This is a genomic window from Streptomyces sp. NBC_01707 (assembly GCF_041438805.1).
Lineage (GTDB): Bacteria > Actinomycetota > Actinomycetes > Streptomycetales > Streptomycetaceae > Streptomyces.
Map to the genome: position 1 here is coordinate 1,341,441 of NZ_CP109190.1, position 23,139 is coordinate 1,364,579.

Annotated in this window: 23 protein-coding genes and 1 pseudogene; 10 read left to right on the forward strand and 14 right to left on the reverse strand. The window is 67.7% G+C overall.

Features of this window, described 5'->3' with window-relative positions; translation table 11 throughout:
• Window positions 1-126 precede the first annotated feature (126 nt).
• From OG963_RS06310 to OG963_RS06325, 4 genes are read right to left on the reverse strand one after another with little or no spacing between them, the layout of a single operon-like run.
• Window positions 127-1,407 carry an MFS transporter gene (locus OG963_RS06310; protein WP_093770564.1) on the reverse strand — a complete coding sequence of 427 codons (1,281 nt, stop codon included), beginning with the start codon at window positions 1,405-1,407 and terminating at the stop codon, window positions 127-129.
• 3 nt (window positions 1,408-1,410) lie between these two features.
• Window positions 1,411-1,995 (reverse strand): DUF5825 family protein, encoded by a 585-nt coding sequence (locus OG963_RS06315; RefSeq protein WP_093770562.1) that lies wholly within the window; start codon window positions 1,993-1,995, stop codon window positions 1,411-1,413.
• Entirely contained in the window at window positions 1,992-3,899 is a 1,908-nt protein-coding gene (locus tag OG963_RS06320) for a RiPP maturation radical SAM C-methyltransferase (protein WP_371798623.1), read from the reverse strand. Before OG963_RS06320 ends, OG963_RS06315 begins: the two co-directional genes overlap by 4 nt.
• Before the next feature lie 54 nt (window positions 3,900-3,953).
• On the reverse strand, window positions 3,954-4,079 hold the full coding sequence (locus OG963_RS06325; protein WP_256223277.1) for a hypothetical protein: 126 nt from the start codon (window positions 4,077-4,079) through the stop codon (window positions 3,954-3,956).
• A 132-nt stretch (window positions 4,080-4,211) separates the two neighbouring features.
• On the opposite strand from OG963_RS06325, the gene OG963_RS06330 reads away from it, so the two are divergent.
• From OG963_RS06330 to OG963_RS06345, 4 genes and pseudogenes are all read left to right on the forward strand, one after another.
• On the forward strand, window positions 4,212-5,093 hold the full coding sequence (locus OG963_RS06330; RefSeq protein ID WP_371798624.1) for a hypothetical protein: 882 nt from the start codon (window positions 4,212-4,214) through the stop codon (window positions 5,091-5,093).
• A 178-nt stretch (window positions 5,094-5,271) separates the two neighbouring features.
• Window positions 5,272-5,946: a helix-turn-helix domain-containing protein gene (locus OG963_RS06335; RefSeq protein ID WP_371798625.1), complete on the forward strand. Its 675-nt coding sequence runs from the start codon at window positions 5,272-5,274 to the stop codon at window positions 5,944-5,946.
• A 640-nt stretch (window positions 5,947-6,586) separates the two neighbouring features.
• Window positions 6,587-8,101, forward strand: a complete 1,515-nt coding sequence (locus OG963_RS06340; protein WP_319739765.1) for an FAD-dependent oxidoreductase — start codon at window positions 6,587-6,589, stop codon at window positions 8,099-8,101.
• Window positions 8,102-8,348: 247 nt separating this feature from the next.
• A pseudogene (locus tag OG963_RS06345) lies at window positions 8,349-8,513 on the forward strand (integrase core domain-containing protein); the annotation flags it as partial.
• A gap of 128 nt (window positions 8,514-8,641) precedes the next feature.
• On the opposite strand, the gene OG963_RS06350 reads toward OG963_RS06345, so the two are convergent.
• Entirely contained in the window at window positions 8,642-8,797 is a 156-nt protein-coding gene (locus tag OG963_RS06350) for a hypothetical protein (RefSeq protein ID WP_371798626.1), read from the reverse strand.
• 158 nt (window positions 8,798-8,955) lie between these two features.
• Window positions 8,956-9,150 carry a hypothetical protein gene (locus OG963_RS06355; protein WP_371800367.1) on the reverse strand — a complete coding sequence of 65 codons (195 nt, stop codon included), beginning with the start codon at window positions 9,148-9,150 and terminating at the stop codon, window positions 8,956-8,958.
• Here OG963_RS06355 and OG963_RS06360 point away from each other — a divergent pair.
• Complete coding sequence (locus tag OG963_RS06360; RefSeq protein WP_319739781.1) at window positions 9,136-9,300, forward strand: hypothetical protein; 165 nt, start codon at window positions 9,136-9,138, stop codon at window positions 9,298-9,300. The genes OG963_RS06355 and OG963_RS06360 overlap by 15 nt on opposite strands.
• A 229-nt stretch (window positions 9,301-9,529) precedes the next feature.
• Window positions 9,530-9,964, forward strand: coding sequence for a VOC family protein (locus OG963_RS06365; protein WP_371798627.1), 435 nt, complete (start codon window positions 9,530-9,532; stop codon window positions 9,962-9,964).
• Window positions 9,965-10,060: 96 nt separating this feature from the next.
• Here OG963_RS06365 and OG963_RS06370 read toward each other — a convergent pair whose 3' ends face one another.
• Complete coding sequence (locus tag OG963_RS06370; protein ID WP_093770546.1) at window positions 10,061-10,618, reverse strand: DUF3291 domain-containing protein; 558 nt, start codon at window positions 10,616-10,618, stop codon at window positions 10,061-10,063.
• Window positions 10,619-11,269: 651 nt separating this feature from the next.
• Here OG963_RS06370 and OG963_RS06375 point away from each other — a divergent pair.
• Together OG963_RS06375 and OG963_RS06380 are read left to right on the forward strand one after the other, a co-directional pair.
• Window positions 11,270-12,496, forward strand: a complete 1,227-nt coding sequence (locus tag OG963_RS06375) for a metallophosphoesterase (RefSeq protein WP_371798628.1) — start codon at window positions 11,270-11,272, stop codon at window positions 12,494-12,496.
• Window positions 12,497-13,114: 618 nt separating this feature from the next.
• Window positions 13,115-14,068, forward strand: a complete 954-nt coding sequence (locus tag OG963_RS06380; protein ID WP_371798629.1) for a 5'-nucleotidase — start codon at window positions 13,115-13,117, stop codon at window positions 14,066-14,068.
• Window positions 14,069-14,472: 404 nt separating this feature from the next.
• Here the strand turns inward: OG963_RS06380 and OG963_RS06385 are convergent, their stop codons facing one another.
• A complete protein-coding gene (locus OG963_RS06385) occupies window positions 14,473-14,814 on the reverse strand; it encodes a GNAT family N-acetyltransferase (RefSeq protein ID WP_093770538.1) in 342 nt (113 codons plus the stop codon).
• Between the two features lie 10 nt (window positions 14,815-14,824).
• Entirely contained in the window at window positions 14,825-15,805 is a 981-nt protein-coding gene (locus tag OG963_RS06390; RefSeq protein WP_371798630.1) for a pirin family protein, read from the reverse strand.
• A gap of 123 nt (window positions 15,806-15,928) precedes the next feature.
• Between OG963_RS06390 and OG963_RS06395 the strand changes: the two genes are divergently transcribed.
• Complete coding sequence (locus OG963_RS06395) at window positions 15,929-16,417, forward strand: carboxymuconolactone decarboxylase family protein (protein WP_093770534.1); 489 nt, start codon at window positions 15,929-15,931, stop codon at window positions 16,415-16,417.
• 189 nt (window positions 16,418-16,606) lie between these two features.
• The gene (gene wrbA, locus OG963_RS06400; protein WP_030932832.1) at window positions 16,607-17,224 is read left to right on the forward strand and encodes an NAD(P)H:quinone oxidoreductase; all 618 of its coding nucleotides are present in this window, start codon (window positions 16,607-16,609) and stop codon (window positions 17,222-17,224) included.
• Between the two features lie 262 nt (window positions 17,225-17,486).
• Here wrbA and OG963_RS06405 read toward each other — a convergent pair whose 3' ends face one another.
• The 5 genes from OG963_RS06405 to zwf are packed head-to-tail and all read right to left on the reverse strand — an operon-like array spanning window position 17,487 to window position 23,122.
• Entirely contained in the window at window positions 17,487-18,092 is a 606-nt protein-coding gene (locus OG963_RS06405) for a histidine phosphatase family protein (RefSeq protein WP_371798631.1), read from the reverse strand.
• A 5-nt stretch (window positions 18,093-18,097) separates the two neighbouring features.
• On the reverse strand, window positions 18,098-18,976 hold the full coding sequence (gene gnd, locus OG963_RS06410; protein ID WP_319739778.1) for a phosphogluconate dehydrogenase (NAD(+)-dependent, decarboxylating): 879 nt from the start codon (window positions 18,974-18,976) through the stop codon (window positions 18,098-18,100).
• 15 nt (window positions 18,977-18,991) lie between these two features.
• Window positions 18,992-20,644, reverse strand: coding sequence for a glucose-6-phosphate isomerase (pgi, locus tag OG963_RS06415; protein WP_371798632.1), 1,653 nt, complete (start codon window positions 20,642-20,644; stop codon window positions 18,992-18,994).
• On the reverse strand, window positions 20,637-21,572 hold the full coding sequence (gene opcA / locus OG963_RS06420) for a glucose-6-phosphate dehydrogenase assembly protein OpcA (RefSeq protein WP_093770526.1): 936 nt from the start codon (window positions 21,570-21,572) through the stop codon (window positions 20,637-20,639). Before opcA ends, pgi begins: the two co-directional genes overlap by 8 nt.
• Window positions 21,569-23,122: a glucose-6-phosphate dehydrogenase gene (gene zwf / locus OG963_RS06425; RefSeq protein ID WP_371800270.1), complete on the reverse strand. Its 1,554-nt coding sequence runs from the start codon at window positions 23,120-23,122 to the stop codon at window positions 21,569-21,571. The genes opcA and zwf overlap by 4 nt, the downstream gene beginning before the upstream one ends.
• Window positions 23,123-23,139 lie beyond the last annotated feature (17 nt).

The window sequence follows — 23,139 nt, forward strand, 5'->3', positions numbered from 1 at the left end:
GGGACTCATGCCAGGCGAAGCTCTTGGACTCGCCCTTGAGGCCACGGTGGACGTGCAGCCGGTAGAAGAAGTGCGGCCGGCTGACCGGCCCACAACTGGCAGTTGGCGGGAAGTCGTCGTGAGTTACTAGCGGCGGCTCTCCGCGTCCAGGGCCGGGTCCGGCACCGTGGCGCCCGCCCTCGTGGGTGCCCAAAGGGTCGCCGCGGAGAGCAGGGTCACGGCCGCCGCGCCCATGAGCATGGGTGCGTTGCCGAGCCAGGCGGCCAGCGCGCCCCCCGCAAGGGCTCCGACCGGCACCGTCGTGAGCAGTACCGCCTGCACGAGTCCCGCGGCGCGGCCCTGCATGCCGTCAGGGGTGACCAGTTGCTGCGTGGTCGTCATGGAGATCATCCATACGGTACCGGAGAGGCCGTAGCAGACCTGGTACGCGACCAACACGGGGAAGGCGAGGCCCAGCGACGCGGCCGGGATCAGGAACACGGCAGCGCCTGCTGCAAGTCCGAAGATCTGCGTGGCCCGCCACAACCCCGAGGTCCTGGCGAAGCGTCCGGCGAGCAGGGCGCCCGCCAGGGCGGCCGCGCTGTAGGCCGCGTACGTCGTACCCAACTGCCAGGCGGGCAGGGCAAGATCACGGGTCGCGTAGAAGACGTAGAGGGCGGCCGCCGCACCGCTGCCGAGGTTGAGTCCAGCGCCCGCCAGGACCATGCGGCGCAGCCGGCGCTCGGCGCGCACCACCGCGAGTCCCGTACGCAGCGAGCCGACCAGGGACTTCGCGCGGGCGGGCTCCCGCGAGCCTGTCAGCGCATCCAGCGCGGCGGGCAGCGCGAACAGGATGAACGCCTCGATCGCGTAGGCCGCACTGCCCGCGAGGAGCGCCGCGTCGGCTCCGAGGAGCCCGACCACGACACCGCCGAGCGCGGGCCCGCCGACCTGTCCGCTCGTACGGGCCGCGGTCAGGCCCGAGTTGGCGGCGAGGAGCCGCTCCGGTCCGACGACGCGCGGCAGCGCTGCCTGGAGCGCGACGGAGAGCGTGAAGGTCAAGGTGCCCGAGACGCCTGCGACCACGTACAGGTGCGCCAGGGTGACATGCCCCACCGCGCCGGCCAACGGTATCGAGCCGACGACCAGGGTCTGCAGGGTGGTCAACCACACGAGGAGGCGGCGCAGCCTGATCCGGTCGACGATCGCTCCGGCCAGCGGGCTCAGCACGGCGCCGGGCAGATAGGTCAGCGCCAGCAGCGCGGCCGCCCCGAACGCCCCCGCGCCGAGGTCCGTCACGGCCAGCAGGGGCAGTGCGAGAGCGGTGATCTGCCGCCCGACGGAGCTGGCGACCTGCTCGCCGCACAGCAGCACGAAGGGACGGTGGCGACGCAGGGGGACGGTCCCGTCGGCCAGTGACGCGCCCAACCCTCAGATACCCGTGCAGGGAACGGGCCAGCGGTGCAGCCGCGGCGGCAGGGCCACCGCCCAACCGTCGGCGACGAGAGCGAGCCGCTCAGCCGCGAGCAGGTCGACGGCCTCCCGCTGCACGGCGTCGAGTTCACCGAGCGCCGTAGGCTCCTGGACCGTGGCGAAGGTGGCGAGCAGGTCCGGGTGGTCGAGGGTGAACCTCGCCGAGGCGGGCCGCTCTCTGCGGTCCATGACGGTGATGAAGTCCGGGCCGCGGCGGTGGTAGAGCATGCCGGCGGGGAAGGCGGCGTACGAGGTGCGCCAGTCCCTCAACTCATCTGGTTCGTCGGCTCGTTGGACGGGTGGTGGGAGGTGGTGCAGCATCCGCACGTACGAGGCTTCATACGTGTCAAGCGGGTCGTCGTCTCGCGCCCGGCCTTCGTAGGCGATCTCCCAGTGCGTACGGAACCGTTGGCTCTGGCACTCGCGCAGGAACTGGACCGCCACCGCCGTCTCACGCGCCGCCCCGCCCAGGCACAGCGGCACGTCCACGTGGACCTGTCGGCCGATCACGCGGTGGGGGACGGCCACGGGAAGCCTGTTCATTCGGCCACATCCTGACGGTCCGCGGGTAGCGGAGCCGGGTCGGGGTCGATCCGGTCCGGCACGTCCCACGTGGGCAGGGACACGTACGTCCGCCCGTCGCGGAACACCAGCCCCGTCGCCTGAGCCTGCTGGATCCACCCGCAAAGCCCCTCGGCCGGGATGTCGTGTCCGTCTCCGGTCAGCAGCCGGTGCAGCGCGGGCTCCGTCCGCCCGTCCTCGAGGCGGCGCAGCGCCTGCGCCCGCCAGCCGGTCAGCCGGTGGGTGCGGCGGGGCCAGCCGTGGCGCCGGTCGTGTACGAGCAGTACGTCCACGCCGTCCTCCGGCTCCGCTTCCTCCATCACCAGGCTCGATCCGTGGTGTCCGTCGCGCCATGCCGCGACGGCCCGCTTGAGTCGGCTCTCGGTCTCTCCGCCGATGCCCGCGTCGTCCGTCGCGAACAGGTAGACAAGGTCGGTGAGTTCGGACTCGGGCAGCTCGTAGACATGGTGGTACATCTCGGCTGGGCGCCGCTTGCCGAAGCCGAACCCCGGGTCCGTGAAGTTCGGGCTGAACCGCTCCAGTTGGATGCGGTGGGCGCCGCCCGGGGGCTGCAGGTGGACGAGCGCGGGCAACTGGTCGATGACCGGGGCGTAGTCCTCGACGGTCTCGCCCGGGAAGCCGTACAGGTAGTTCCAGGTGACGGTCAGCGCGTGGTTCTCGCACTCACGGAGTGTGCGGACGTTGCGGGCGCCGCTGACGCCCTTGTCCATGAGGTCGAGGACCCGGTTGCTCAGGCTTTCGATGCCGGGCTGAATGAGCACGGCTCCGGCCCGCCCGAGGAGTGCGATCTGTTCACGGTTGAGGTTGGACTTGACCTCGTAGTGCATCCGCAGGTCCCAGCCGCTCTCGGCGGCGAGGGGCAGGAAGTCCTTGAAGTACGCCATGTCGATGATGTTGTCGACGGTGACGACGTCGAGGATGCGGTGCCGTCGTACGAGGCGGTCGATCTCGCTCCACAGCTGCTCGCCCGATTTGGCGCGGAACGTCATGGAGGAGCCGTTGAGCCCGCAGAAGGTGCAGTGGTGCTTCTCGCCCCACCAGCAGCCGCGTGCCCCCTCGACCACCAGCTTCGGGTAGACGTATTCGAGGACGGGGGATGCGTCGAGGGCTGCCTGCCACTGGTCGTAGTCGGGCGCAGGGATGTCGGAGGGCGCCACGGTGCGCCGGGACTCGGTGTTCGCCCGCGAGACCCGGCCGTCCGTCTGCCCTTCCCACCAGCACAGGCCCGGTACGTCGGCGGGTGGCGTGGCGGCGTCCAGGTGACGCAGGAGCGCCGGGAAGGCGTACTCGCCCTCGCCGCGCACCACGTGGTCGACGAAGGGATGGTTGCGGTGCAGGGCGTGCCCCATCGGGCCGTCGCAGTTGCTGCCGCCGAAGACGACGGTGAGCCCCGGACGGCGGCGCTTGAGCTCCCTGGCCAGCGCGAGCGAGGGCACGTTCTGCATGAACGTGCTGGTGAACCCGACGACGTCCGGTTCCTGGGCGAGCACTTCCGTCGCGCACTCGGCGATGAACTCGGCCGCGTGGACCCGCATGTCGGAGGCGGTGTCGATACAGAGGCCGCGACGCGCGGCGTACTCCTTCAGCCGGGCGACGCCCCAGCTCTCGTCCTCGTACAGCACACCCGAGAAGACCCAGTCACCGAGGCCGTCGAAGATCGAATCGCTGCCGATCGCCTCGTAGTCACCGGGGCGCAGCCGCCCGTCGGACCGCTCGAGGAGGAACTCCGCCCAGCGCAGCGAGCCGTGGAACTCACGCACATCGTCGTCCGGGCGGACCTGCCGCAACAGCCGGTGCAGCAAGCCCACTTGAAGAGAGGGCAGATCGATCGGGTGCCACGGCATGGTCACCAGCTGTACGCGCACACCACTCTCCCCCGTCACCGCCCCCTCGACATCCCCGCTCACGTTCCCGCCCGGTCAGCGGGTCGGCGGGCGCTTCTCCATGACGGCGGGCTTGCGGTTCGTGCGCTCCTCTTCGCGGATCACTACCTTTTTGATCTCCACGACTCTCCCCTGGTCGACGACCTCGAACTCACGTGCCACATAAAGCAGTTCACCTTACAGAGCGACACATGCGCCCCACAAGAACCCCGACGGCGGAGCGGGCCGCCCGTCAGTGGCCGTGCAGCACGGGATCACCGAAAGCGACTTTGGGGTATCGGGGTCGCCCTGCTCATGGCCCTCGACGTGAGGGGGACAACGACCCGCTCGACCGCCCTGTTCCAACTCGCCACCGAGCTGCCCGCCGCCGTCCTCGCCCGAACCCTCGGCGTCCACATCACCGTCGCCGTCAAGTGGCAAGCCGCCTCCGGGGACTGGCCCGCCTATGTCGCCGATGTCAGCAACGGAAACCTGCAGCGCCCTGGTCGAGAGGCCAAGCCAACGATCGCGCCGCACTGGCAACGCGCAACGCTTGACCACCAGAATCACGCCATGGACGCAGGACTCGCAGGACTCCTCGGTGGCATCATCGGCGCGGCAGTCGGGGCACTCGGCGCTACGGCATCCGCGTGGATCACGGGAAGGAAAGCAGAGCAACAGGCCCAGATCCAGTCTGAGGCTCAGCTGGGGCAAGCCCGCCTTCAGATCGATGCCGAACGGACTCGTGCTCTTCGCGAATCGCGCAAGAGCGCCTACTTGGCCTTCGCTGAAAGCTGGCACCTCGTATATGGAACGCTGAGCGAAGCAGGCATCAAGCTCGGCGGCATCGAAGCAAGCGACCCTCCCGAGGAGCGCGAAGAGCGGCGCCGAGCAGCCCGCCACCTCTGGAACGAAGCACGTGCTCTCAACCGCTCACTCGACCGCCTTCAGCACGTCGTTTACGTGGAAGGCCCCCACCAGATGGGGGGCGCAGCGCAAGCGGCGACTGGCGCCTTGGTTCCGTACTTCCGCGCAGTCCTGGACTGGCTGCACTCGGTCGACCATGGAACAGAAACACCGCAGCAGAGGTCCGACCAGGGCAGAGCCGGCAGCGATGCCTACGGCAAACTCCTGGAGTTTCTCTACGCCTCATCAGACGCCGTCAGTCCGGATATATCAGGCATCACAGACCCGTGAACCTGGGAATTCAGGCAGCCTCAATACCCGACTCCACCATCAGGACGATTTCCGTAAGTAATTCCCAGGTGTGGCGTGAAATTAGCGCGTAGTGCGAAGACGGAGGTATCACACTACAATTGATGCAGGGCGAAATGTGTGGCCGATGCCCTCCCGGCATGGGAAAGAGCGCATACTCATGGACGACTTCACGGCGGAGCCCGTCCTGGCAACGGGACGCGTGGGCCGAAACGACGGCGTCGTGCGCAGTGCCTTCGCTCTCATACGGGTCCTCGTCCAGGCCCAGCGTCCGGTGGGCGTCACGAAGCTCGCGTCGGCGGTGGGCCTGCCCAAGACGACCGCACACAGGATTCTGGAACAGTTGGCCCGCGAGGGTGTCGTGAAACGCCGCGACCACGAATGGGCACTGGGAACAGGGCTGGGCGACCTGTCGCAGGCCCCCTACCGAGCCGACCTGGCAGGTGTGGCGCAACTGCGCATGCATGCCCTGACCCGCGCCACAGGGGCGACTCTCTTCCTGTACGTACATTCCCCAGGACAACCGCTCAACGCTCTCTCCCGGTCCTACGGGGCACGAACAGGCAGCGCCGTGACCGCCGGCGAGCAACGACGAGCCGGCGAGAATCCGGCTTCCGCCGTCTGGCGCGCTCTGGAACTCGGGCAACTGGCGGCCGAGTACGGGGAGGCGCACCCAGAGGTCGACTGCATCGCCACGCCCATGACCGTTCCCGCCGGTGACACCGCGATCCTCACCCTGGCCGAGCCCAGGGGCGTGAACCTGGAGCCCTTCAAACGCCCCCTGGACCGGACCATCGCTCTGATCCTTTCCGACCTGCGCCGCCTGGAACCCTGACGAAAATGCCGCGCTCGCCATGATCGCGCGCGAATGAGGGACTGCAACGAGATCCGGCGGCTATTCACCACCTTGGTTGTCCGGCCCGTTCGTGAGGTGGCCCGCCGCCTCACCTGGTCCGCCTGGCGGCGCCACGTCCCGCCCGAGCCCGGAACTACCCGTAATCCCCCGCGGGCGCACGACGACAGCTACGGCACCTCGCCGCGTTGTCGGATCACCCGAATGCGCCCGGCATGAGGACGGTCCTCCGCCTCGCGATGCACGGCATCTAGCGACGCGCACGAAGAAGAGGCGCCCGATCGCCGCGCCGCACAGGTTCCGCGCCTCATCGGTCCAACTGTACTTTCGTCCATTCCCTTGTGGAGCGACGGTTCCGTGATTTCGCCTGAGTAATTCATGGATCGCGCAACCCGTTGACCGGAAAACCCAGGAACGAGCCGTTCTGCAGGATCCGATCGGCCGCGTCCTGCGATTCCGGACGTGATCGGCGTCTCCGTGCGGACTCTCGCCGTCCCGTTTCGCTGAGTGGAACGAAAGACCTGCTCCGAACTCTTTCGCGCTACCCCTGTAGTAGCGCACGTGAGTGCCCCGACAGTCACTGTCGGACGATTTCGACTTGTTTGGAGAGGCCATGCCATCTATGACCGAAAGCTTCGATTACATCGTTGTCGGCGGCGGGACGGCCGGCTGTGTGATCGCCGCCCGGTTGTCCGAGGACGACGGCTCGCGGGTCCTTCTGGTGGAGGCGGGCATGGCGCGGACCTCGGCGTCCAAGGCCGCGCCTCCGGCTTGGCCGACGCTGCTGCATACGTCCGCGAACTGGGGAGACGTGACCGTCCCGCAACGTGCCACCGGCACCAGAATCCCCATCGCGAATGGGCGGGCACTCGGCGGTGGGTCGGCCATCAACGCGATGAATTACGTTCGTGGTCATCGAACCAGCTATGACACGTGGGCGAAGACCGGCCTCACGGCATGGGGCTTCGAGGGCCTACTGCCCTATTTCATGCGCAGCGAGAGCACCGTCGGACGGGATCCGGCCCTACGCGGCACTGGTGGCCCCTTGAGGGTAGGTCCCCCTTGTTCTCCACACCCGGTCGTGGCGGTCATGCTGGAGGCGGCGGCGGAGTCCGGATATCCGCTGGCGGTCGACATCAGTGGTGGAGCGGAGGAGGGGTTCGGCTGGTCCGATCTGAACATCGTCGACGGAAAGCGGCAGAGTGCGGCTGATGCCTATTTGGCCCCTGCGATGGCGCGGCGCAATCTGACAGTGGTGACCGAGGCACTGGTACACCGGCTGAGGATCAGCGGCGGCCGGTGCACGGGAGTGGAATACAGCACCGGGAACGGCACGGTCTCGGTCGGCTGTACGGGCGAGGTGGTCCTTGCGGCAGGCAGCATCGGGTCGCCACAGCTGCTGATGCTTTCCGGTGTCGGCCCGACAAGGCATCTTCGGCAGACGGGCGTCGACGTTGTGGTGGACCTTCCGGGTGTCGGGGAGAACCTGCACGACCACCCGATGTCCGACGTGGTGTATCGGGCGACACGTCGAGTCCCGGCGGGGCTGAACAATCACGGCGAGGCGTTCGGGCTGGTGCGCAGCCGGCCCGGGCTCGACGGTCCCGACCTGCAAATCCTCTTCCTCGATGTTCCCGGCCACATCCCGGATGCCGACACGCCCGAGACGGGACGGGGTTACACCATTGCCGTTGCCCCGATGCTGCCGCGGAGCCGGGGCACCGTCCGTCTGGCGAGCGCGGATCCGGGCGTCCGGCCGCTGGTCGACCCCAATTACTTCAGTGACGACCGGGACTTGGAGGCTGTCGTCCGGGGACTGCGTCTGGCGCGGGAGATCGGCGAGGCGCATGCGCTCGGCGGATGGCGCGAGAGCGAGGCGCAGCCGGGGCCGAAAGTGACAAGCGACGCCGAGCTACGGCAGTACGTGCTCAAAACCCTGACCACCTACAACCATCCGGTCGGCACCTGCCGGATGGGTGTCGATCCTCACGCCGTCGTCGACGACAAACTGCGCGTGCGGGGCGTCGAGGGTCTACGGGTCGCTGACGCTTCGGTCATCCCGTCCATCCCCTCGGCCAACACCAACGCGACCGTCTGCGCCATCGCGGAGCGGGCCGCCGAGCTGCTGCAGCACTGACAGGCTCCGGCCGGTGAGTGACCGAACAGGTCGGTAGGCAGCGCGCCGACTCGACCGTCGACGCCCTTCGACCGAAGGCAACCCGCGCCCCCTTCGGGTGGCGAGGTCCAACCGGGGCACGACGCCCCCTGAGCAAGGAGAATCTCCCATGACACTCACCGCCGAGAACACCTTCCAGAATCTGCTGATCGACAGCACCTGGCAGCACGCTGCCAACGCGCGTACCTGCACGGCACAAGACCCGTTCCTGCTGGAGGAATGGGCCTACCTGCGGCCCTACACCACAAACACCGAGCGCACCGCGGCCCTGGCAGACTTCCTCCACACCTACAACCACCACCGCTGCCACACCGCACTCGACGGCAAACCACCGATCAGCCGAGTCAACAACGCTACGGGGCAATACACCTAGTGCCTCATCGGGCAGCGCTCGTCGATCGGCTGTTGGAGCCACTACTCCCGATCACCAGGCCAGACCGACATGCCGACGACCAGTACCTACGCGCCATGGCCAACAGGCAAACGTTGCCTGATACGGCATTAGGAAGCGAGATCGGCAATGCCGCCCGCTGTGAGCACCACAGCGGTGGACAGGAGAAACCCGAAGTCGCTCGGCTGCGCGAGCACACGCAGGCACCCCGGCCCGTCCGTCGCCAGGCAGTCGTTCAGCCTGATGTCCGTGTCATGCTGATCCACTTTTGACAGCGCCGTTCCTCGGTACGCCGGGATGCCCTGGCTCCCGGCCGGGAATTCAGGGCGGCGGATGGACCTTCCCGTGCCGGGCCACCGCCAATCTCGCGGCAGTTCACGTCGCAGCGATCTATCTCGGGGTACGAACCCGACGGCATGGCCGGTCACCTCCGCCAGGGAAGGTCGTCAACTGATGTGATGTCACCTGCCGCCAGCAGTCCGAAGAGCTGGAGAATCTCCTCGCGGGAGACATCGCGCATCTCTCCCGGGGCCATCGAGTCGTCAACCGGGTTCTCCCAGACCACCAGATCGCCGCCGAAGGCGCTGAGGCACCACCCGCTCTCATGGGCGAGCGACACGTCGGGGTGCTCGTCATCGGCCTGCGCCAGACCGTCGAGGACTCGCTCACCATCTCTGGATCGGGCTCGTCGACCGTCCTGCCCACGACGTCGTACATGAAGCAGCTCATGGAGCAATACCTCATGCGTAATCCGCAGGACACTGCCTAAGGACTTGCCGGGAAACAAGTCGTGGCTTCCAGCTGTCGGACCCCGAACCCCGGCTGCGGCGGCGACGAGTCTGATCCCACCATGCCCCAGCGACAGCGCTTCTGCCCCTATGGCCAGCCGACGCTGACGCTCATCGAGATGCGGCAATAACACCTGGAACCCCTCGACCTGCGCGGCGGTGACACCCTGAGGGGTTTCGCTGAGCAGCAGGCGCCAATACGGTGGCCCCATGACGTCGATCAAGAAGTTCCAAGTCACCTTCGACTGCGCAGAACCTGAGCGCCTCGCTCGCTTCTGGTGCGAGGTGTTGGGGTACGTCGTACCGCCACCACCGGAGGGGTTTACCACTTGGGACGACTGCAACCGCTCGCTTCCACCTGAGCAGCAGGACGCATGGTTTGCCTGCAGTGATCCCTCAGGCGGGGGCCCGCGACTGTACTTCCAGCGCGTTCCCGAAGGGAAGGCCGCCAAGAACCGGCTGCATCTTGACGTGCGGGTTGGCACCGGACTCGTGGGTGAAGAGCGCCTCGCCGCACTTGAGGCCGAGTGCGCACGACTGGTCCCGCTCGGCGCGGTACACGTGCAAACGCTGTATGCCGATGACGACAACGAGTCGTGCATCCCGATGCAGGACATCGAGGGCAACGAGTTCTGTATCGACTGAGGGGCCGCGAACGTGTCCTCCCAGATCAACTGAGACGGCACCGGGCAGCCGTGCGTCCGGGAACAGGTCCACTGAGATTTCCGGCGTCACAGCGTCTCAGTTCTTCTGGTCGCTCTTCGGCCCGAAGCCTCTGATCCTGGCCGAAGTTCCCTCCGGGGTGAACGAGTGGTGGAAGGTGAAGGCGTGCGGCGCGGAGCCGTGGTCGTGGAGGTGTTCCAGCCTGGAAACCCCGTCCTGCCAGGTGGGTGTCACGCCCTCGGAGACCCACCAGATCACATGATTTGGGTGCCCAGCCCTCTCGAACCAGTCGTAACGCCTGTTCAGCGCCTCACGGTGCGGACCGGTGTAGACGGCGTCGAAGGCGGGGCGCAGGTCGGTCCAGAGTGAGAGGGTCGCGGCCAGGGCGGTGGTCTCCACCGTTCGGCCCTTGCCGTACCACGTCGGTACGACGAACTCTCCCCATGCACCCCAGTCCGCCTCGAAGAGCATGCCCCGGTCACCGTCTGCCACTTCAGCATGCGCGAGGTACCCGGGGTGCTGACTGATCTTCCGGTAGACGGCCTCACCACTGGCGTAGAACTCGCGCGTGAGAGGTGAGGGATCGACGAGAGGTGACTTCAGGACGCCGAATGTGTACAGCGCAAGATGGGGCATGCGTCTCTCCCTGGTTGGGGGTGCCTGGTGTGGACCCGGCTCGGTGGCTTACGCCTGGGGGCGAGGATGCGTGGGGCGTGACCAACTCATCCCGTCGCGGCCGCCCAGCCTGAGGGAAACCCTGTGCGACCGCCGAGGACCAGATGAAGGTAGCTGCCTCTGCGAGCCATGTCGAAGTTGCGATTTCCCTGTCCAAGTGGCCTCTTGCACGGGGTCTTTGCCGGAACTGGGGCGGTGGCGCTGCCTGCCTCCGTGGAAGTCCGCATCGGCCCGGCAAATGCCGAGAAGCAGCATCGACAACCCTGCTCAAGTCGGTGTGCCGGGGCGACGCGGCGGCGTTCTGGCGGCGTCGACTGGGTTGGATGACGGAGCGAAGCGTGTGCCTGCCGGTCACCGGTGGGGTTGGGGCGACGGTACTGCCGGCCTGCCGAGGAAAGCGCGGCATCCACCGTTCCGTCCCAGCACTCGAACGCGACATCCGGGCCTGGGTCGCGGACTGGAACGACCACCCACGACCGTCCACCTGGACCTGGACCGCCGACGGGATCCTCGGCACGTTCGCGCCACCTATTCGATGAATCCCCGGCTCAGGTCACCAGGACGACCGGGTACAGTGCGCGCCGGCAGTGTGGTTACTTGAGGAGGGGAAGCGTGACCGACACCAGCGAGGCCCGATCCGCGGACGGTGCAGCTCATGCGACCCAGCAGGGTCGACTGCGCCGCCTGATGCGCTACATCCCTTTGATCGCCCCCGTCCTGCTGTGGACTGTGCCCTGCTGGGTGCTGCTGCACGCCGGCCAGCACTGGCCGCTCCCCGTGGCGCTGGGCGGCACCGCCTTGTTCGTCCTCGGTCTGCTCGCCATGCCGCTGGCGATGGCGCGCGGCCACGGCCGGCAACAGCAGGACTGGGCGGCGATCGTCGGAGACACCCTCCTTGGGGCCAGCTGGGTACTGTTCACCTGGTCCGTCCTGCTCGGTGTCCTGCTGCGCCTCGCCCTGACCGTGGCCGGGGTAGGCAACGGTCAGAACCGGGCCCGGATCGTCAGTTGGGTGGTCCTCGGCGTAGCCGCCGGGCTGCTCGCCTGGGGGTACGCCGAGGCGCGCCGGGTGCCACGGGTGCGCGAGCTCGACGTACAAATCCCGCGGCTGGGAGCCGGGTTGGACGGCACCCGCGTCGTCCTCATCACCGACACCCACTACGGCCCGCTCGACCGCGCCCGCTGGTCGGCGCGGGTCTGCGCGAAGGTCAACACCCTGGAGGCCGACCTGGTCTGCCACACCGGCGACATCGCGGACGGCACGGCCCGACGCCGCCGCGCCCAGGCCGCTCCGCTCGGCACCGTGCGAGCCACCCGGGCCCGGGTCTACGTCACCGGAAACCACGAGTACTACAGCGAGGCCCAGGGCTGGGTCGATCTGATGGACGAGCTGGGCTGGGAGCCGCTGCGCAACCGTCATCTGCTGCTCGAACGCGGCGGCGACACCCTTGTGGTCGCCGGCGTGGATGACGTCACCGCCGAGTCCTCCGGCCTGGCCGGCCACCGCGCCCACCTCGCCGGCGCCCTGGACGGCGCCGACCCCGACCTGCCCGTCCTGCTCCTGGCCCACCAGCCCAAGTTCGTCGACCAGGCCGCAGCGGGCGGCATCGACCTCCAACTCTCGGGCCATACCCACGGCGGCCAGATCTGGCCCTTCCACCACCTCGTCCGCATCGACCAGCCCGCCCTCGCCGGCCTCAGCCGCCACGGCACCCGCACCCTCCTGTACACCAGCCGCGGCACCGGTTTCTGGGGCCCGCCGTTCCGCGTCTTCGCCCCCAGCGAGATCACCCTGCTCGTACTCCGCTCCCCGCAGCCGCCTCCCACACAGCCCCTATGAGCGGCGTCCTGGCCGCAGCTGTCCGTGACCAGGTGGAAGATCTCTCGGGCCGCGTGGCGTTTGACGCAACGGACGATTTCGCGGGCTTCCTCAATCGCGACGCCGACCACCGGAGAATGCAGCTGGAGTCGGTACGTGACATGGCCGCGGCTGTTCAGCGTGCTGTCCTGCCACACCCTCCGGACAGAATCGGTCCGCTGAACTCAAGCCGGCGATGCTGCGCGCCACGGCGGTCTCGGGGCAGCCCGAGGGCCCCGGACGGCAGCCAGGAACTGCATTCACCCGAGGCCGTGGTCGCCGGGCTCGGTAGCGAAACCGCCGGGCGGCCCCTTCTGCAGCTCCCCCTTATGCAGGTGGCGTACATCGGTTGCCCGGCCACCAAGCGTCGGACGTACTCGTTGCTGCCTGTGCCCGAGCTGGCGGCCTGGATCGCGAGCCGCTCAGCCGCCGTAGTGGAACTACGCACGCCGTCAGGGCCGGCCAACGGCCCGGCACAGGGACCTTGGAGAAGCCGGGCCGTGCTCGCCCTGACCCGCTGGCGTCACAGCCCGCGAAGATGAAATGGTCGCCACGGCCGAGGGACCATGTATTCCCTCCGGAACACGACAGGGAGAGACTGTGCCGCCCTACAGCCTCGAAAACCGGCTGGTCATTGGAATCGCCTCCAGCGCCCTCTTCGACCTGAAGGAATCCGATGCCGTTTTCCGGGAGAAGGGCGAGGAAAGCTACCGCTGTTATCAGCGGACCCAGTTGGACGAGACGTTGCAGCCGGGAGTCGCCTTCCCCTTCATCCGCAGGCTCCTGTCGCTGAATGATCTGAACCCTGATGGTGACCCACTGGTCGAAGTCATCATTCTCTCCCGCAACGACCCCGACACCGGGCTTCGGGTCATGCGATCCATCAGGTCTCACGGCCTGCCCATAACTCGCGCCATTTTCACGCAGGGACGCTCGCCGTACATGTTCATGCGCGCGCTGCGCATGTCGCTGTTTCTTTCCGCCGACGACGGCGACGTCCGCGAGGCCATGAGCGCTGGGCTGCCGGCAGGCCGTGTCCTTGGCTCTGCCGTCGCCGACGATCCTGACGACAAGGATCTGCGGATCGCCTTCGACTTCGACGGGGTTCTCGCCGGCGACGAGTCGGAGCGCGTGTTCCAACAGGACGGCATGGAAAGCTTCCGTAATCATGAGACCCTGAACGTTGCCACGCCTCACGATGCGGGTCCGCTCCGGGAGTTCCTCCGGAAGGTGAACACGTTGCAGCGCCGAGAGGAGGAACGGCGCAAGAAAGACCCGGACTACGCGATCCGCGTCCACGTGTCCATCGTCACGGCCCGGAATGCGCCCACGCACGAGCGGGCCATCATGAGCCTGAACCAATGGGGCGTGACGGTCAACGACGCCTTCTTCCTCGGCGGAATCGACAAAAGCGCGATCATGGAAGTGCTCAAGCCGCACATCTTCTTCGACGATCAGGAAAGCCATCTCCAAGGCACGTCGCAGACGACACCGAGCGTCCACATCCCGTTCGGGGTGGTGAACGAGGAAGCCCCGCAGGCTGCTGCCGAGTAGCCTCCTCCCAACTGTCTGCCGCTGAGGGGGCGTCATCCCGGGTGGTGACGAGCGCCCAGGCCGGGGTACCCCCGCGTCTTGCTGCACGTACCGCCGTGCCTTGTGAAGCGACCGCATCACCCACCGGCCCGGCACCCGATACTCCGGCGCCGAAGCGTGTCCTGTGCTTCTCCACACGCTGCGGCTCGACGGCACGCCCCGCCCGCCGGAGGGGAACCCCGGCTCCCGACGTACCGTCCGTCCTCGGGTTGTTCACACACCGTTTCGGCGGCGGGGTGCTCCGCTGTCCCACATGGATTACCCGGTCGGCCAAGACCGTGGGGCCGCCGGTGGGGCATCGTCACAGATCCGGGTCCGGCGGTCCGAACGTACTGATGGCCTCGCAGAAGACGCGGCACCGGTGGTCAGTGAGGCAGCACGGTGTCCAGCCATTGCAGGATCTCGGGGGTCACCGGGTCGGTGATGTCGGCGAACTCGTCATGCTTCTTGAGGAACTTCGCGACATAGGGGCAGACCGGCACGATGCGCTTCCCTGACGTGCGTACATCGCTCAACGCCTGCTGTACGAGTATCGCGGCCAGGCCCTGTCCCGCGAAGGCTTCGTAGACTTTGGTGTGGTAGAAAACGCGCTGGTCGTCGCGGTCGCGATACGCGGTGTGGCCTGCGGTTCTGCCGTCGACCAGGATTTCGTAACGGTGCTTCGGGTCCACTCGCTGGACAGTCGGAGCGGCGGCGGGCTGGGTCATCGCATGCCTTTCAGTGACGCGTTGGGTTTTTGCGGGGTGCGATGGTGGCGTGGGGAAGGGTCGGCGCGGGAAGTCGGTCGCCGTCGTAGCCGTCGACCTTGCCGAAGCGGTCTGATGCGCTCTCCCACGCTTCCCTGGCTTCGACGATGTCTTCGTGGCTCCGACCGATGAAGTTCCACCACATGACGATCTGTTCCTCGAACGGCGTCCCGCCGAGCAGGACTGCCCGCGCGACGTCGTCCGTCTCGTTCGCCAGCGTCAGTGTGTCGCTTCCCGTGCCGACGTATCCCAACTCCGTCGGGTGCAGGAGTGTTCCGGCGATGCGGACCTCTCCGTGGTCGACGAGAAGGCCGTGCTCGAATCCGGCGTCGATGGCGAGCGTGGTCGTCGAGTGCGGCTCAAGGATGAGCTCGGCACCGAGCAGGGGCGTGAACGTCCGCACCGGAGCGGTGTCACCTGCCAATGCCCCGAGGAACACTCTGACTTCGGCTCCGTCCACCCGGACCGGGCTCGGGACGTAATGCTGGAAGTCACGGCCGGTGTGCCGGTGTTCTTCGGGTAGCGCCAACCACAGCTGGACACCGTGCAAGATCGTGGTGCGGGCGGTGGAAACTTCGGAGTGGCTGATGCCGTGCCCACCCGTCATGAGGTTCAACTCACCGGGCCGTACGAAGGCGTGGCTGCCCAGGCTGTCCCGGTGCTCGATCTCCCCGCTGAACAGCCAGCTCACCGTCTGCAGACCGGTGTGCGGATGGGGCGCGACGTCCATGCCGCCCGTGCCGGCAACGTCGTCGGGGCCGTAGTGGTCGATGAAACACCAGGCCCCGATCAGCGTCCGGGCCCGCTGCGGCAGCGTGCGCCGTACGGTCATCGACCTCGGACCGCCCAACGGGACGTCCCTCGCGGAGAGGACCTCGGCCTGCGGCACATGCACACCATGCTCCGAGGCTCCGCAGCGGAGCTCCACGGGTTCCCTCTCGGCATTACTCATCGCACGCCCCTCTCACCCAAGGATGATTTTATGTTCAACAATTGTTTCCGATGATACGAGGATGCCCTGCCGTGCGCACGGCAGGGCCGGCAAGGGCCGGGAGCGGCCCACGAGGAGTCCAGGTTGAGTGACACGGCAGCAGGCCCCGCGAGCAGGCGGGTCTTCATCGACAAGCAGAGCCCGAAGGCGTACCACGCGCTGACCGAGACAGCCGAAGCAGTCCGCGCGGTCGCCGCCGAAGCCGGGCTGGACCGCACGCTCGTGGAACTGATCAACCTCCGCGTGTCACAGGTCAACGGCTGCGCGTACTGCCTCGACGTGCACACCCGGGCCGCCCTCCGCGCAGGCGAGACCACCCGGCGTCTGGGTGTACTGGCCGCCTGGCGCGACACCGAACTGTTCACGGCACGGGAGAGCGCGGCACTCGCCCTGGCGGAAGCGGCCACCGAACCCGCGAACGCCGCCGTCCAGGAGAGCGCCTACGAAGCAGCCCGCCAGGCCCTCACCGACGACGAGATCTCCGCAGCGATCTGGGTGGCGATCACCATCAACGCGTTCAACCGCGTCTCCATCATGAGCAAGCATCCCGTGCGCCCGATCCCGCGGCAGTGATTGCGGCTTCACCCCCTGCCGTGCGCCGAGACACGGTCGCGCACACCACGGATTCAGGAAGAGTTAGTTGATTCTTAAACCATATCCGTTTATGGTTCAACGATGTAGGGCGTGCTCCACCGACGCGGCGACGCCGGCGGCCAGTGTCCGCCCACTGCCCATACGCACTTTTCAACGGAGAACAAAGACATGACCACAGCCGTCAAGCTTGCCGTCATCTACTACTCGTCCACCGGTTTCAGCGCCGAGATCGCCAAGGAGATATCCCAGGCCGCGGAGAAGGCCGGGGCCGAGGTCCGTCTCCTGAAGGCCGCCGAACTCGCCCCCGAGGCCGCCATCAGCTCCAACGAGGCATGGGCCGCACACGCCGCCGCCAGCGCGGGCATCCCGGTTGCCACCCCCGCGGACGTCGAGTGGGCCGACGCCGTGATCTTCGGCTCCCCGACCCGCTTCGGCAACATTTCCTCGCAGCTCAAGCAGTTCATCGACACCCTCGGTGGCCTGTGGGCCCAGGGCAAGCTGGCCAACAAGGTCTACAGCGGCTTCGTCACGACCGCCACCGCCCACGGCGGCCAGGAGTCCACCCTGCTCGCGCTGTACAACTCGATCCACCACTTCGGTGGCCTCGTCGTCTCCCCCGGTTACACCGACCCGGTGAAGTTCGTCGACGGCAACCCCTACGGCACCTCGCACGTCGACGCCCAGGGCAACAACCCCATCGGCGACGAGACCCGCAACGCCGCCCGTCACCAGGCCGAGCGCGTCGTCCAGGTCGCGGGCGCCCTCAAGGCCGGCTTCGCCGCCTGATCCCTCCCGGCCCGGTCCCTGCTCATCCGCGCCACACCTCGGCCAGCAGTTCGTAGGACCGCACCCGGTCGGCGTCGCCGTGGGTGATGGTGGTGATGAGCCTCGCCGGTGTGTTGGGCGCAGTCGCGCCCGACACACCGGCCCCACGACGTGCGCGCTGCTCCGGACCGAGAGCGAGGTCCGTCCCCTGCGTTGCCGAAGAGGTTCCGGTCCGCCCCGAGGGCGGACCGGAACCTCTTCGGCTTGTGCAGCACGGTAGAAATCAGTGGACGGTCGCAGTAGCTCCCATGACGTTCCACTCAGCGATCACAGGTCGTCCGTGTTCGGTGGAGAGCCGACTGACCGTCCCGGTCGTGAGCTGGAACAGCCGCCCGTCCGCGGCGGGCAGCCCGAGGCGGCGCGCCGTGAGCACCCGCAGGAAGTGGGCGTGGGCCACGAGTACCACGTCACCGCTGTCCAGGGCTGTCCCGATACGGCTCAACACGCGGTCGGCACGCTGCCCCACCTCTATCGGTGACTCACCCGGATGACCGGCCGGGCCCGGCGGCACTCCGTCGTTCCACAGGTACCAGTCGGGCCGGGTGCGATGTATCTCGATGGTGGTCACGCCTTCATACGCACCGTAGTCCCACTCGTGCAGATCGGGCTCGTGTACGGCGTCGTACAGGCCCGCGAGTTCCGCTGTCCGTTCGGCACGGCCCAGTGGGCTGGTGAGCGCGAGGGCGAAGGTCCGCCCGGCCAGCAGCGGGGCGAGGGATTTGGCCTGCTCTTCGCCACGCCGGGTGAGGGGCAGGTCGGTCCAGCTGGTGTGTCGGCCCGACAGGCTCCACTCGGTTTCGCCGTGTCGGACCAGCAGGAGGTCGCCCATGGCGGTTACTTCGCCGACTCGACGGCGTGGCCGCCGAACTGGTTGCGCAGCGCGGCGATCATCTTCATCTGTGGGGAGTCGTCCTGACGCGAGGCGAATCGCGCGAAGAGCGACGCGGTGATCGCGGGCAGCGGCACCGCGTTGTCGATCGCGGCCTCCACCGTCCACCGGCCCTCACCCGAGTCGGCGGCGAAGCCGCGCAGCTTGTCGAGGTGCTCGTCGTCGTCCAGCGCGTTGACCGCCAGGTCGAGCAGCCAGGAACGGATGACCGTGCCCTCCTGCCAGGAGCGGAAGACCTCGCGCACATCGGTGACGGAGTCGACCTTCTCCAGTAGCTCCCAGCCCTCGGCGTAGGCCTGCATCATGGCGTACTCGATGCCGTTGTGGACCATCTTGGAGAAGTGGCCGGCGCCGACCTTGCCCGCGTGGACGAAGCCTGCGTCGCCCTCGGGCTTGAGTGCGTCGAAGACGGGCTGGACCTTCGCTATGTGTTCGGCGTCGCCGCCCACCATCAGCGCGTAGCCGTTCCGGAGCCCCCAGACACCACCCGAGACACCTGCGTCGACGAAGCCGATGCCCTTGGCCGCCAGCTCCTCGGCATGCTTCTCGTCGTCCGTCCAGCGGGAGTTGCCGCCGTCGACGACGGTGTCGCCGGCTTCCAGGAGGTCACCGAGCTCGTCGATGACGTGCTGGGTCGGGCCGCCGGCGGGCACCATTACCCACACCACGCGCGGGGCTTCGACCTTCTCGACCAGTTCGGCCAGGCTGCTTACGTCGGCGAGGTCCGGATTGCGGTCGTAGCCGATGACGGTGTGGCCTGCGCGGCGAATCCGCTCGCGCATGTTGCCGCCCATCTTGCCGAGTCCGACGAGGCCCAATTGCATCGTTGTCATGCTGTTTCACTTCTTCCGGAGAGCGCGGTACTCGGCCACGAGGGCGGCGGTTGAGGGATCGAGTCCGGGGGCGTCCGACCCGTCGGTGAGCGCCGGCTCCACGCGCTTGGCGAGGACCTTGCCGAGCTCGACGCCCCACTGGTCGAAGGAGTCGATGTTCCAGATCGCGCCTTGCACGAACACCTTGTGCTCGTACAGCGCGATCAGCTGGCCGAGGACCGAGGGGGTCAACTCGCTTGCCAGGATCGTCGTCGTGGGGTGGTTGCCGCGGAACGTGCGGTGCGGCACCTGCTCCTGGGGCACGCCCTCGGCGCGCACCTCGTCGCTCGTCCTGCCGAAGGCGAGAGCCTGGCCCTGAGCGAACAGGTTGGCCATCAACAGGTCGTGCTGGTGCTTGAGTTCGGGGCTCAGCTCGTCGACCGGGTTGACGAAACCGATCAGGTCGGCCGGGATGATCTTCGTGCCCTGGTGGAGCAACTGGTAATACGCGTGCTGCCCGTTGGTGCCGGGCGTGCCCCAGACCACCGGACCGGTCTGCCACTCCACCGGATGGCCGTCGCGATCCACCGACTTCCCGTTGGACTCCATGTCCAGCTGCTGCAAGTACGCAGTAAATTTCGACAGGTAGTGCGAGTAGGGCAGCACCGCGTGCGACTGGGCGCCGAGGAACGATCCGTACCAGACACCCAACAGGCCCAGCAGCAAAGGCGCGTTGACCGCCGCGGGCGCGGTGCGGAAGTGCTCGTCGACGAGGTGGAAGCCGTCGAGCATCTCGCGGAACCGGTCCGGGCCGATGGCGATCATCAGCGACAGACCGATAGCGGAGTCGTACGAGTAGCGACCGCCGACCCAGTCCCAGAACTCGAACATGTTGGCCGTGTCGATACCGAAGTCCGCGACCTTCTCGGCGTTCGTCGACAGCGCCACGAAGTGCTTCGCGACCACCTTCTCACCGCCGTCGTCGAGCCCGGAAAGGAGCCAGGACCGCGCCGACGTCGCGTTGGTGATCGTCTCGATGGTCGTGAAGGTCTTCGACGCGACGATGAACAGCGTCTCCGCCGGGTCCAGGTCCCGTAGGGCCTCGTGCAGGTCGGCGCCGTCCACGTTCGAGACGAACCGCACGGTCAACGAGCGGTCGGTGAAGGCGCGCAGTGCCTCGTACGCCATCGCAGGTCCGAGGTCCGACCCGCCGATACCGATGTTGACGACATTGCGGATCCGCTTTCCGGTATGCCCGGTCCACTCACCTGAGCGGACGCGCTCGGAGAAGTCGGCCATTTTATCGAGCACGACGTGCACCGCCGGGACGACGTCCTCGCCGTCGACCTCGACCACCGCGTCGCGCGGGGCGCGCAGCGCGGTGTGCAGGACGGCACGCCGCTCGGTGACGTTGATCTTTTCGCCACGGAGCATGGCGTCCCGCAGCCCGAACACGTCGGTCGCGGTGGCGAGTTCCTGGAGCAGCGCGAGGGTCTCGTCCGTGATCAGGTGCTTGGAGTAATCGATGCGCAGGTCGCCGACGCTCACGGTGTAGCGCTCCGCGCGACCGGGGTCGGCGCCGAACAGGTCACGCAGCTGCAGGTGGCGCAGCTCCCCTGCCCGGTGGTCCTCAAGGGCCGTCCACTCCGGGCGGTGCGTGAGCTTGGGTCTGTCAGACATGGCGTTGGTTCTCCTCGGAACCGTCCCCGCGCAGGGCGACGGCATACATTTCGTCCGCGTCGAGGCGGCGCAGTTCTTCGGCAATCAATTCGGAGGTGCTGCGCACCTTCAGGGCGAGGGTGCGTGAGGGCTGGCCCGGGAGGGAAAGCGTGGCCAGCGGGCCGTCGGGGCGGTCGATCACGATCTCGCCGCTGTCCGTTCCGAGCCGGACGGCCGTCACGACCGGCCCGGCGGTGACGACGCGCTCGACCGGGACCTCGAGCCGGGCCTCCAGCCAGCGGGCCAGCAGCTCGGCACTCGGGTTCTCGGCCTCACTCTCCACGACGGCCGACACAACCTTCTTACGGGCCTGGTCCAGCGCCGCGGCCAGCATCGAGCGCCACGGCGTCAGCCGGGTCCACGCCAGGTCGGTGTCGCCGGGCGCGTAAGAGGAGACGCGGGCCTCCAGGGCGACGAGCGGGGCCTCGACGGCGTACATGTCGGTGATCCGCCGCTGCGCCAGAGCACCCAACGGATCCTTGGCCGGGACGTCGGGTGCGTCCACCGGCCACCAGACGACGACCGGCGCGTCCGGCAGCAGCAGCGGCAGGACCACCGAGTCGGCGTGGTCGGAGACTTCGCCGTACGTCCGCAGGACGACCGTCTCGCCGGTGCCCGCGTCCGAGCCGACCCGCACCTCCGCGTCCAGGCGGGAGTTAGTGCGGTCGCGCGGAGTGCGTGCGACGCGTTTGATGACCACCAGGGTGCGCGAGGGATGCTCACGCGACGCCTCCTCGGCCGCCTTGATCGAGTCGTACGCGTTTTCCTCGTCGGTCACGATGACCATCGTCAGGACCATGCCCATGGCGGGAGTACCGATGGCTCGGCGCCCCTGCACGAGCGCCTTGTTGATCTTGCTTGCCGTGGTGTCGGTCAGATCGATCTTCATGGCCTGCGCCAGCTCCGTCCGTCTCGTGCGAGCATCTCGTTGGCTTCTTCGGGACCCCAACTGCCCGACGTGTACGGCGCGGGCTTGCCGTGCGCTTCCCAGTACCCCTCGATCGGGTCGAGAATCTTCCAGGACTCCTCCACCTCCTGGTGACGGGGGAAGAGGTTGGCGTCGCCCAGCAGCACGTCCAGGATGAGGCGTTCGTACGCCTCCGGGCTGGACTCCGTGAAGGACTCGCCGTAGGCGAAGTCCATCGTGACGTCCCGAATCTCCATCGACGTACCCGGTACCTTCGATCCGAAGCGCACCGTCATGCCCTCGTCCGGCTGGACACGGATGACGATCGCGTTCGCACCGAGTTCCTCGGTGGCGGTCGAGTCGAAGGGCGAGTGGGGCGCGCGCTGGAAGACCACCGCGATCTCGGTGACGCGGCGGCCGAGGCGCTTTCCGGTGCGCAGGTAGAAGGGCACGCCCGCCCAGCGTCGGTTGTCGACCTCCAGCTTGACGGCCGCGTAGGTGTCGGTCGTCGACCTGGGGTCGATGCCGTCCTCCTGCAGATAGCCGCGCACCATCTCGCCACCCTGCCAGCTCGCCGCATACTGCCCGCGCACGGTGTGCTCGCCCAGGTTCTCCGGCAGCTTCACCGCCTTGAGGACCTTCAGCTTCTCGGTGAGCAGCGATTCGGCGTCGAAGGCGGCCGGCTCCTCCATGGCGGTCAACGCCATCAGCTGGAGGAGGTGGTTCTGGATGACGTCACGGGCCGAGCCGATGCCGTCGTAGTAACCGGCTCGGCCGCCGATCCCGATGTCCTCGGCCATCGTGATCTGCACATGGTCGACGTAACTGCGGTTCCAGATCGGCTCGTACATCTGGTTGGTGAAGCGCAGCGCCAGGATGTTCTGGACCGTCTCCTTGCCGAGGTAGTGGTCGATACGGAACACCTGGTCCGGGTCGAACACCTCGTGCACGATCGCGTTCAGTTCGCGCGCACTGGCCAGGTCGCTGCCGAACGGCTTCTCGATGACCGCACGTCGCCAGGAACCTTCCGGCGCGTCCGCGAGACCGTGCTTCTTCAGCTGCTGGACGACCTTCGGGAAGAACTTCGGCGGTACCGAGAGGTAGAACGCGTAGTTGCCACTGGTGCCCCGAGAGGCATCCAACTCATCAACGGCAGAGCGGAGTTGTTTGAACGCCTGGTCGTCGTCGAAGTCGCCCGATATGAACCGCATGCCCTCGGCCAGCTGCTGCCAGACCTCCTCGCGGAACTCCGTGCGGGCGTGCTCGCGCACCGAGTCGTGCACCACCTGCGCGAAGTCCTGGTCCTCCCACTCGCGCCGGGCGAACCCGAGGAGCGAGAAGCCCGGCGGGAGCAGACCCCGATTCGCGAGGTCGTAGACGGCAGGCATCAGCTTCTTGCGGGAGAGGTCGCCGGTGACGCCGAAGATGACAAGGCCCGAGGGGCCCGCGACACGGGGGAGGCGCCGATCCCGTGGGTCACGGAGCGGGTTGTTCCAGTCGAGGGCCGGGGCGGCAGTGCTCCCGGCGCCCATCACGTCGCCGAGTACCG

Excerpts from the sequence above, each read along its gene's own strand:
- OG963_RS06315 (WP_093770562.1), bottom strand. The coding sequence starts at position 1,995 with ATGAACAGGCTTCCCGTGGCCGTCCCCCACCGCGTGATCGGCCGACAG.
- OG963_RS06330 (WP_371798624.1), top strand. The coding sequence starts at position 4,212 with ATGGCCCTCGACGTGAGGGGGACAACGACCCGCTCGACCGCCCTGTTC.
- OG963_RS06335 (WP_371798625.1), top strand. The coding sequence starts at position 5,272 with ATGGACGACTTCACGGCGGAGCCCGTCCTGGCAACGGGACGCGTGGGC.
- OG963_RS06340 (WP_319739765.1), top strand. The coding sequence starts at position 6,587 with ATGACCGAAAGCTTCGATTACATCGTTGTCGGCGGCGGGACGGCCGGC.
- OG963_RS06360 (WP_319739781.1), top strand. The coding sequence starts at position 9,136 with ATGGGCGAGCGACACGTCGGGGTGCTCGTCATCGGCCTGCGCCAGACC.
- OG963_RS06365 (WP_371798627.1), top strand. The coding sequence starts at position 9,530 with ATGACGTCGATCAAGAAGTTCCAAGTCACCTTCGACTGCGCAGAACCT.
- OG963_RS06370 (WP_093770546.1), bottom strand. The coding sequence starts at position 10,618 with ATGCCCCATCTTGCGCTGTACACATTCGGCGTCCTGAAGTCACCTCTC.
- OG963_RS06385 (WP_093770538.1), bottom strand. The coding sequence starts at position 14,814 with ATGACCCAGCCCGCCGCCGCTCCGACTGTCCAGCGAGTGGACCCGAAG.
- OG963_RS06390 (WP_371798630.1), bottom strand. The coding sequence starts at position 15,805 with ATGAGTAATGCCGAGAGGGAACCCGTGGAGCTCCGCTGCGGAGCCTCG.
- wrbA (WP_030932832.1), top strand. The coding sequence starts at position 16,607 with ATGACCACAGCCGTCAAGCTTGCCGTCATCTACTACTCGTCCACCGGT.
- OG963_RS06405 (WP_371798631.1), bottom strand. The coding sequence starts at position 18,092 with ATGGGCGACCTCCTGCTGGTCCGACACGGCGAAACCGAGTGGAGCCTG.
- gnd (WP_319739778.1), bottom strand. The coding sequence starts at position 18,976 with ATGCAATTGGGCCTCGTCGGACTCGGCAAGATGGGCGGCAACATGCGC.
- pgi (WP_371798632.1), bottom strand. The coding sequence starts at position 20,644 with ATGTCTGACAGACCCAAGCTCACGCACCGCCCGGAGTGGACGGCCCTT.
- opcA (WP_093770526.1), bottom strand. The coding sequence starts at position 21,572 with ATGAAGATCGATCTGACCGACACCACGGCAAGCAAGATCAACAAGGCG.
- zwf (WP_371800270.1), bottom strand. The coding sequence starts at position 23,122 with ATGGGCGCCGGGAGCACTGCCGCCCCGGCCCTCGACTGGAACAACCCG.